The organism is Streptomyces sp. NPDC058576, from assembly GCF_042718715.1.
Classification (GTDB): domain Bacteria; phylum Actinomycetota; class Actinomycetes; order Streptomycetales; family Streptomycetaceae; genus Streptomyces.
The window spans coordinates 50,499-58,956 of the sequence record NZ_JBHXPF010000027.1 but is presented as its reverse complement, the minus strand read 5'-3'; the positions used below and the strand labels follow the sequence as shown (position 1 = coordinate 58,956).

Annotated in this window: 10 protein-coding genes and 2 pseudogenes; 2 read left to right on the top strand and 10 right to left on the bottom strand. The window is 66.3% G+C overall.

Annotated elements, in window-relative coordinates; translation table 11 throughout:
• Positions 1 to 83 precede the first annotated feature (83 nt).
• The 4 genes and pseudogenes from ACFWRV_RS20185 to ACFWRV_RS20170 all read right to left on the bottom strand — a co-directional run bounded on the left by ACFWRV_RS20185 (position 84) and on the right by ACFWRV_RS20170 (position 3,427).
• On the bottom strand, positions 84 to 512 hold the full coding sequence (locus ACFWRV_RS20185) for a RacP protein (RefSeq protein WP_384336373.1): 429 nt from the start codon (positions 510 to 512) through the stop codon (positions 84 to 86).
• A 3-nt stretch (positions 513 to 515) separates the two neighbouring features.
• Positions 516 to 1,526, bottom strand: a complete 1,011-nt coding sequence (locus tag ACFWRV_RS20180) for a DUF6192 family protein (RefSeq protein WP_384336371.1) — start codon at positions 1,524 to 1,526, stop codon at positions 516 to 518.
• A 1,075-nt stretch (positions 1,527 to 2,601) separates the two neighbouring features.
• Positions 2,602 to 3,257 (bottom strand): annotated as a pseudogene (locus ACFWRV_RS20175) (DNA-binding protein); the annotation flags it as partial.
• A complete protein-coding gene (locus tag ACFWRV_RS20170; RefSeq protein WP_384336369.1) occupies positions 3,251 to 3,427 on the bottom strand; it encodes a hypothetical protein in 177 nt (58 codons plus the stop codon). The gene ACFWRV_RS20170 and the pseudogene ACFWRV_RS20175, both read right to left, overlap by 7 nt.
• Between ACFWRV_RS20170 and ACFWRV_RS20165 the strand changes: the two genes are divergently transcribed.
• Positions 3,348 to 3,701 carry an SLATT domain-containing protein gene (locus tag ACFWRV_RS20165; protein ID WP_384336443.1) on the top strand — a complete coding sequence of 118 codons (354 nt, stop codon included), beginning with the start codon at positions 3,348 to 3,350 and terminating at the stop codon, positions 3,699 to 3,701. The two genes, ACFWRV_RS20170 and ACFWRV_RS20165, sit on opposite strands and share 80 nt — an antisense overlap.
• A gap of 421 nt (positions 3,702 to 4,122) precedes the next feature.
• Entirely contained in the window at positions 4,123 to 4,305 is a 183-nt protein-coding gene (locus tag ACFWRV_RS20160; RefSeq protein ID WP_384336367.1) for a hypothetical protein, read from the top strand.
• 137 nt (positions 4,306 to 4,442) lie between these two features.
• Here the strand turns inward: ACFWRV_RS20160 and ACFWRV_RS20155 are convergent.
• From ACFWRV_RS20155 to ACFWRV_RS20130, 6 genes and pseudogenes are all read right to left on the bottom strand, one after another.
• Positions 4,443 to 5,392 (bottom strand): IS5 family transposase gene (locus ACFWRV_RS20155; RefSeq protein WP_384336441.1). Its coding sequence is split into 2 segments (ribosomal slippage): positions 4,443 to 5,042 and positions 5,045 to 5,392, totalling 948 coding nucleotides; the frame shifts between segments, so codons are not numbered across the junction.
• 129 nt (positions 5,393 to 5,521) lie between these two features.
• Positions 5,522 to 5,992, bottom strand: coding sequence for a M23 family metallopeptidase (locus ACFWRV_RS20150; RefSeq protein ID WP_384336365.1), 471 nt, complete (start codon positions 5,990 to 5,992; stop codon positions 5,522 to 5,524).
• 277 nt (positions 5,993 to 6,269) lie between these two features.
• Positions 6,270 to 7,139: a hypothetical protein gene (locus ACFWRV_RS20145; RefSeq protein WP_384336363.1), complete on the bottom strand. Its 870-nt coding sequence runs from the start codon at positions 7,137 to 7,139 to the stop codon at positions 6,270 to 6,272.
• A complete protein-coding gene (locus ACFWRV_RS20140) occupies positions 7,136 to 7,876 on the bottom strand; it encodes an ATP-binding cassette domain-containing protein (RefSeq protein WP_384336439.1) in 741 nt (246 codons plus the stop codon). The genes ACFWRV_RS20145 and ACFWRV_RS20140 overlap by 4 nt, the downstream gene beginning before the upstream one ends.
• A gap of 10 nt (positions 7,877 to 7,886) precedes the next feature.
• Positions 7,887 to 8,072: pseudogene (locus tag ACFWRV_RS20135) on the bottom strand (ATP-binding cassette domain-containing protein); the annotation flags it as partial.
• Entirely contained in the window at positions 8,065 to 8,328 is a 264-nt protein-coding gene (locus ACFWRV_RS20130; protein ID WP_384336361.1) for a hypothetical protein, read from the bottom strand. The gene ACFWRV_RS20130 and the pseudogene ACFWRV_RS20135, both read right to left, overlap by 8 nt.
• Positions 8,329 to 8,458 lie beyond the last annotated feature (130 nt).

Genomic DNA, 8,458 nt, shown 5'->3' with positions numbered 1-8,458 from the left:
GCTGGTCTCCCTGCGTCGCCCGGCCACGGTCGCCCCCCACAAGGCGGGGGCGGGGCGGCCCCCCACGCGGGGGGCCCCGCCGGTCAGGCATCGGTGAAGTCAGCGATGACGTCGAGCGTGGACTCGACCGAGCTGAGCTGGGTGTTGAGGTGTTTGATCCACCGGCCCTTGGGTTGGAGGGCGACGTGCGGAGCAACCGTCCCGGTGATGAACCGGCGGATCTCGGTGAGCTTCCCGCGGATGACCGCGACCTCGTATGCCTGGAGCTCGGCGGGGTCGGCGCAGAACTTGTAGCCGTCCTTCCTGGTCCAGATCAGGGGCGGCCAGCCGCGTTCGGTGATGGTGTCCCGCAGACAGGCCAGGCCGGAGCGGGCCTGGCTGGGCGACAGCTCGCTGGATCTGACCAGCTGGTTGAAGGTCAGGCCGGCCGGGCGAGCCTCGAAGAGCACGAACCGGACGGTGTCGGCATGTCGCTGGGCGGCGGGTGACCTGCGCCCGGAAGGGCGAGGCATCGCCTACTCGCCTTGCAGCAGTTTGGCCAGCTCGCCGTCGACATCGACCTTGCCGGTGTCGACCGCGGTCTCAATCCAGTCCAGCGTCGCCCGGACCCGGGCGACGTTCTCGTGGACGATGGTGCGTTCGTCGTCGCCGAGCTGGCGGTCGCGCAGGCCGGGAACGACACGGCCGGCCGCCGCGACGAAGGAGTGGCAGGCGGTGACCAGGTCCAGGAACTCCACCGACCTGTCGATGTTGCGGATGGCCGGGGCGACGGGGCTGGTCTCCTCGAAGTGCTCGCGGGCCTGCCGGCCCCGCTCGACCTGGGCATGGTTGACCTGGTGGCGGGCAGTGTCGTCCGACATTGCCCGGAAGGCGACGTCCGGCCTGCGGAGGAGGCTGGTCGCGGCGGTGGTCGCCACCGCCTCGTCGCGGGTGAACTCCTCCACGACCCGGACCTTCTCCTGATCGGGTACTTTCGCCGCGACCGTCGGCCGCTTGAGGAAGTCGGTGGTCACCGCCGCGGCAACGTCCTCGTCGCGGGCCAGGGTGTGGATCGGGGTGATCTTCTCCTGCGGGGTGACGGGCTTGACGACCTGGCGGCCCGTGCGGCGTTTGGCCTCGTCGGGAGTCCACCGGACCTTGCCCTCGGGCGGGGTGAGGATGGTGGCCCACCGTTCCCTGCCATCGACGATGCCCGCCAGGATGGTGTGGACAGTGAAGGACACCCCCGACACCCGGCGGTCCTCCGGCCACCTGGACGCGGTCCACCTGGCCGTTTTCACCGTCGAGTACGACAGCCCGATGTCCTCGGCCAGACGGAACAGCGAGTCCTTGACCGTGAACAGCTCCTCGGCCGGGGCCGAGCCGCCGTGCTCGCGCATCGGCTCGACTTCGAGTGCGTAGTCGCCGATCGTGAACTGGATCCGGCTGGACGTCTCGACCAATTTCCGCAGCTCAGCGACGATCTCCGCATAGCGGTTCGCACTGACGCTGCCGACCTTGTCGGATATCTCGATCTCTTCGGGCATGGCTTCCACCACCCACCGCGGACCGGTGCACGGCCAAACAGCCGTGGCGAGACCCGGCTCGCTTCCCGACCGAGAGTCGGACCGGAAAATGCGACGATCACAACGGACGACCGCAATTGACCAGGTTCTGATCGGGGTTGGAATCCGGATGCGTTCGCGATGCGGTCACTGTGACCGTTCGCCGAACGTTTCCTTCCGGGCCCTCCAGGCCCTCGTGACGCACCGCCGCGAGCAGTAGACCGCGTTCGAACGGCGGTCCACCCCGGCCACCCAAGTCGCCCTGCACTCGGGGCACTCGGCTCTGCCGACACCACTCAACTCCGCGGCCACCCGCTTGCGCAACCGGCGGTCCCGGCGCCACTGCCTGGAACGACATGCCACTGAGCAGTACATGGCGCCGGGCCGTGCTTCCGGCCGCAACCGCTCACCGCAGCCTGCGCACACCCGTTCCCCGGCCTCCCCGGCGTCCTCGGACACCCAGCCAGCCTAGGGCCTAAAGCTACTCAAAACCGGGGATCGAAAACAGGCACTAAAGTCCCCCGCCTGGCACAACTCCTCTACCACCCCATCGGCGCAGAACCACTCGCCACGATCCACTGCCACCTGGGCAACCAGATCCAGGTGACCGTGCTCCAACAGGAGACGCACCGTTCTCGGGGATAGACCGCGACAGTTGCTCGCCTGCCAGGCAAGATCGTCTATATCCATGGTCGGAAGCGTAGAAGCACCCTCCGACATGTCACCGAGGCACCGCCCGATCAGTCACCCTCGCCCCCCCTCACGACGTGGGCTTGGCATTTGACGACAACTCCTAGGGCGCAAATCCACCCAGAACCGGGGATCGAAAACAGCTACTCACTGGTGGTGGCGGGGTGGGGTCAGGCGGACCAGCCGATCGAGGACACGAAGCTGTAGCCGTCGTAGTCCGAGCCGATCAGGTCCAGGACCTCATCCCAGACCGCGTCCAGCTCGTCCAGATCGTCATCCATCCACGCGTCCCCCGCCCGGTCCCACACACCCCGGACGTTGATGCTGCGGGGGCCAGGTCCCACCGGGTCCTTCCACCGACCGGCCATCAGCCGCCCACCTTCCCGACCAGGTACTCACAGGACGTCTTGCCGTCGCCCTGCTTGACCTTCAGCTCGGACACGCCCCTACCCTCGGTGAACACCTGCCGCCAGTCCCCGCCGGTGACGTGCAGCTCGTCGGTGTGCTCCAGCGCCACCACGTCCAGCCCGGCCTGGTGCGCCTTGTACGCACGCCCGCAGTGCAGCGCGAACGCCTGCGAATGGATCAGGTGCATCCAGTCCGGGCGGACCATCTCCCGGTTGTGAACCGACTCGCCCATGGTGCTCACGAACTTCGAGTACATCGCCTTGACGTACTCCAGCGTCAACAGTTCCCGGGCCGCGATCGCCTCCGACCGCGCGGCCACCAGCAACTTCCGCAGGGCATCGAGGAGTTCTCCGTGGCCCCGCTCGTCCAGCTTTCGTGCACGGTCGGGGCCCCGGCCAGGGCCCACTTGGGGCCGGACAGGCGCAGCAGGAGACGGAGGGTGGCGTCGGTGACCCACAGGGCGCCGGGCTCATCGCGGTCCCCGAGCGGGTTGGGCAGGTGAGGGTGGATCCACTCGGCGGGGGTAATCAGGTGAACGCCGGACAGCTTCGGGCCGACGCCGTCCGATCCGGTGGTGTGCTCCAACTTCCCGATCGGGAGCCACACCTTCAGCGCACGTCGTCGGCGTCATCGAGCAGCACCGGAACGACAGCCGTAGGTACCGGCTCGTCCACAACACCGCGCAGAACCTCATCATGATCGGATCTGCGGTCACTCACGACTACCGTCGCCGCCCTGGATACCCGTAGCCAGTTCACCTGGCAGAACATCACGATCGTCGCCATCGGCTTCACCGTCACGTTGGCCGCAGCCTTCACCGGCTACTACAAATACCGCGAGCGCAGCTACTTCGTGCTCCAGACCTCCGACGCCATCGAGGAGGAGGCCAACGCCTTCACCCTGGGCATCGGCCCGTACAGCGACCTCGAAGAAGGCGAGGCGCTGGAACTGTTCACCCAGCGCGTCGAAGACCGCCGCAACGAGCAGCGGCGCCGCCAGCAGCAACTGGACCAGCCCGCTGACCAGGCCTCCCGCTCCATCCCCTCGCCCGCAGCCTGACAGCAAAACGTCTCGGCACCCGGCTGGTCGTCCAGCCGGGCCACGCCTCAAGCGCACTGGGCCCCGGCGGGAGGTCTTGATCGCCGATCCCGGGCGTCACCTCGCGGCGACGCCCCACCCGGGGTCCCGTGCCGTTCGCGAGGGTTGGGCCGGTGCGCTCGTTCTCGAACGCCTGCGCTGCAACTTTCGAGGGCGAGTACGCTCCCCTGTAGACCGCACCGACATGGAGTGTGTGGAGTAGGGCTGGTGCCTTTACAGGCTTGGTCCTGGGATGGAGTACGGCCGGTCCGCGGCAGCCCCGGCAGTCAATGTGACGGCCGGGGCTCTGCGACGGGCGGGGCCTGGTACTGCGCGCGTCAAGCAGCGTGGCGCCTCCGTCTAGGAGCTGTCCGGCCGATCATCGGATGCGTACCCTTGGCTCGTGATTGATCACGGCATTGCTCTGCCTCACTACCGCCTCCATGTCGTGCCTGCGGTCGTGGCATTGGCCAGCCCGACATGGCAGCGTGAGGTGTGGCTCGATCCGGATCAGTTCGAGGACCTCGACTACACCGTCCACGTACTCTTCGACGACTTCTGGATTCGCCTGGCTGGTCTGCTGTAGTCGCCGCGGCAGCCCGGCTGGCCCAAGTGCTGGTGGCCAATGACCACCTGGCGTTGAGCAAATTGCATGACGCCGCCCATCGCTGGCCGCTCGACACCGAGCCGATCATGTCCGGGAGGGAAGGCCAGCACGTCGATTCATGACCGCAACCAGATGACCAGGGCCGCCGCAGTGACCGTTCCAAGGAAGACGTAGCCACGCTTGTCGTAGCGGGTCGCGACGCCCCGGGAATTCTTCAGCTTGTTGATGGTCCTCTCGACTGTGTTGCGCTTCTTGTGCCGCTCCTCGTCGAAGCCCGGTGGCCGTCCGCCTCGTGATCCTTTGCGCAGGCGGGCGGCCTGGCTGTCGGCCTTCTCCGGGATTGTGTGCCGGATGCCGCGCTGTCGCAGGTACTGACGGCAGGGACCATTGCTGTATGCCTTGTCGGCCGCGACGCTGTCGGGCTTCTTGCGGGGCCGGCCCAGTCCGAGGCGGGGAACCCGTATCTTCTCCAGCACCGGCACGAACTGGGTGCAGTCGGCCCGCTGCCCGGGCGTGACGATCAGGGACAGCGGGCGGCAGAAGCCGTCCGCGCTCAGGTGGATCTTGCTGGTGAAGCCGCCGCGCGAGCGGCCCAGGCCCTCGCCTCCCGCACCACCTCCGCCAGTTGGTCGGCGAGGCTCTGCCACGGACATTCGTCCTGGTGTTCCAGTGTCTCGTCCCCCTTTGAGCTGGCGAGGGCCGGTGGCGGATCGGTGCGGGAGCCGGCTGCGTGCTGGTGCGCACGCACGATGGTGGAGTCCACGGAGATGTCCCAGTCGATCTCGCCGGCTGCGGCCTGGACCTGCTGCAGCAACCGTTCCCAGGTGCCATCGGCAGACCAAAGCCGATGACGCTCGTAGACCGTCTTCCACGGCCCGAACCGCTCCGGTAGATCGCGCCAGTGCACCCCGGTCCTCACCCGGTGCAGAATCCCATCGATCACCTGCCAGTGATCACGCCACCGCCCGCACCACCCATGGCTCACCGGTAGAAACGGCCGCAGCCGTCCCCACTCCGCGTCTGACAGATCCCCGCGTTCGCCCCGCCCCGTACACGAGACAACGATCCGATCACTCGACAGTCACATGATCGGCCGGACAGCTCCTAGCTCATCTGGTACGCAGCCCGACGCTGAGGGCGCCTTCGCGGAACGGCGCTCAGCAAGGACCGACGGGAGTGAGGCCTCAAGGGGAGATCACTGAGGGCACGTGTACTTCTGGCGTGGGTTGATCTTCTCTCCCCCGGCGATGACTTGGAGATGCAGTTGTGCTCGGCCTTCAGTGGTGCCGGTGGCGCCCATTTCACCGATCTTCGTCGAGCTGTTGACTGCGGTGCCCACAGCGACTGAGTGCTTCCATAGGTGCGCGTATACGGTTTTTGTTGCATCGGCGTGTGTTACTACCAGGTGCTTACCCAACCCGCCTGACGTACCCGAGTAGGTGACCTTTCCGGCAAGGCCGGCCTTGACCAGGGTTCCTGTGGTGTTGGCGATGTTGAGGCCGTAGTGGAAGCCCGTGGGTGCCGGGCCGAACTCCTGTATTGCGTGACCGGTAGTAGGGCATGGAGCTGAGCGTTCCGCAGCTTGGGTGGGTACTGCCCCCGTCAGTAAGAGACCGGTCGCCAAAGTGATCATTACCTGGCAGCGGTTTATATGAGTGGTCAGCACAGCGGCTCCCTTTGGCAGGTGAGGTATTGGTGAATAGGTAAAGAACCGTGATTGAGGGCGGCAGACTGCTGCAGAATTGGTTTCTGCGAGACCGGTACCGGGCCGTTTGTTCGGCAGCTCGCAGAGAGAGTTTCTAGCGCGGCAATAAAGCTTCTTCGGTCTTTCCTGATCGGGCGCAACGGGTGGCAGCGCTGTACGCACGCCGGTCTTTATCCTCGTGTAGAGGCAGGGCCCACGGGCCGCCCCGTGCCTTTACGCGTGTCAGTAGCTGCGAACTCTAGCGGGGGTCTTTTTTGGTGTAAGACCAGGCGCCGATGATCGCGAGCACAATGGTCAAACAGATAAAAACTGCGGCACCTGTTCCGGCTGATAGGTCACTTCCGACAAAAGTCTCCACCAAAGCTCGGTCGGCCGAAGTCAACGTATCGGTACCCGTTGCCATTGCTGCCCGGCCTGCACCGAAGGGGAGCCATCCCGCGAGGACATCCACACCAGGGGCGAGACTCAGGAGAATTCCCGCGATACGTTCACCGAGCAGAGGCCACAGGACTAGGAGGAGCGCGGCAGCGATGCGGCCGCGCACCACCGTTGCGACCGAGGTCACGATCAAAGGCCAGCAGACCATGAAAGCCGTGTATCCGAGGACTCCCGGAAGAGTCTCCGTCCACGTCGGCTGTGCTTTCCCGGCGAGCGCCAGGGCAGTCGATGCCGAGATGGCGACCAGTGCCGTTCCTCCAAGAGCGCTGAGCGCTCCGAGCGCCCCGCCGACCAGGAGCTTGGCTACGAACGCGGTGCGGCGACTGGCCAGAGTGAGCCATGTCGTTCGGGCTGTTCCACGCGAGAACTCCGTGGCGACCGGGCCGGATGCCAGAGGCAGGAGAAGAAGAGCGCTGAGCGGGATCTGCATAGAGACGGCGTCCATCTGGATGGCTGTCACCATGGACCAGGCGGAAGGGGCCGTGCCAGAGGCAACGCCGAAGGACGCGGTCACGCCGGCGAGCAGGCTCAGTACCGCGACGGCTCCCAGAAGAATCCAGGTGGAGCATAGGGCGGTGAGGTGGCGCCATTCGTAGCGGATCGCTCGGTGCCTCGCGGTGGAGCGTGTGACCGATGCGCCCGTGTCCAGGGTGAGCGTGGTCGGGCTCATGAGATCCGGAACTCCTCTTCGGCTACAGAGAGGTAGCAGTCCTCCAAGGAAGGTGCCTGCTCGTCGAGCCAGTGGACGGGGATCCCGTGTTCGGCGGCGAGGTCGCCTACCTGGAACCGGTTGATGCCGCGAATCTTGGCCCTGCCGTCGTCGAGGAACTCGAAGGTTCCCTTCAGCCGCCGTACGTGCTCGGCGAGGTCCCCGGCGCGTGGGCTCTGGAGGGTGACCTCGGAGCCCATGCGGGCCAGTTCGTCGATCGATGTCTCTGCCACAACGCGTCCTCGAGCGAGGACCACGACCCGGTCGGCGAGTTGTTGCATCTCGGCGAGGAGGTGGCTGGAGACAAGGACCGCCTTCCCGTCGTCGGCCAGCTGCCGCAGGGTGTCACGCAGCCAGCGAATCGAATGGGGGTCGAGGCCGTTGGCGGGTTCGTCAAGGAAGAGTGCGGCCGGGTCGGCAAGCAGCGCCTGCGCGATGCCGGCACGCTGGGCCATGCCCAGGGAAAGCGCTTCGAGCCGTTTGTCCGCAGTGCCGGTGAGGCCGACCTGCTCGATAACGTCGGGCACACGGCTGTCCGGTACTCCGGCGCCAGCCGCGACCATGCGCAGGTGCGTGGTGATGGTGTGCCGAGGGTGTCCTGCTACGCCTCCCATGACCACGCCGACGATCCGGGCAGGGTCGCGCCACTGAGACAGGGGCCGCCCGAAGTACGTTGTGCTTCCCTGGCCCGTTGTCAGTCCGACGCATCAGGCGTAGCGTGGTCGTTTTCCCTGCGCCGTTCGCTCCGAGGAACCCGGTGACAACTCCTGCAGGAGCGCTCAGGTGGACATTGTCGACGATTCGCTTGCCCTTGTGCTGCCACGTCAGGCCCTCGGCGCGTACAGCGTCGGCGTGGTTTGGGCGTGTTGGGGTGGAACTGGCCAGTTCAGGCATGGTTGAGCCAGAACAGCAAGCCGAATCCGAGAAGCAAGGCCAGCGCGAATACCCCTCCGGTGCCGGGACTCTCCTTGCGGGCCGCACAGATGGCCAGTGCAGTCAAAGGCGGCAGCCATCCTGCGGTGTAGAGGATCCAGCCGACTCGGTCTGCGGTATCCGACCGCACGACGACGAAGGCAATGAAGGCAGCGGTGACGAACAGCGCCGACGACGACCACAGGTTGCGCACTACTGTCTCGCGGGTCGGAGCCACGCGTGCACCTCTCAAAAATGGAACGGCCCGGTCGGCGGGGGGAAAAAACCCCCCCCCGCACGGAAGGGGTGCAGCCGGGGCTCTTGGTGAGGTGGTGGGTGATGTGATCCTGCACCGCAAAGCCCGGCAC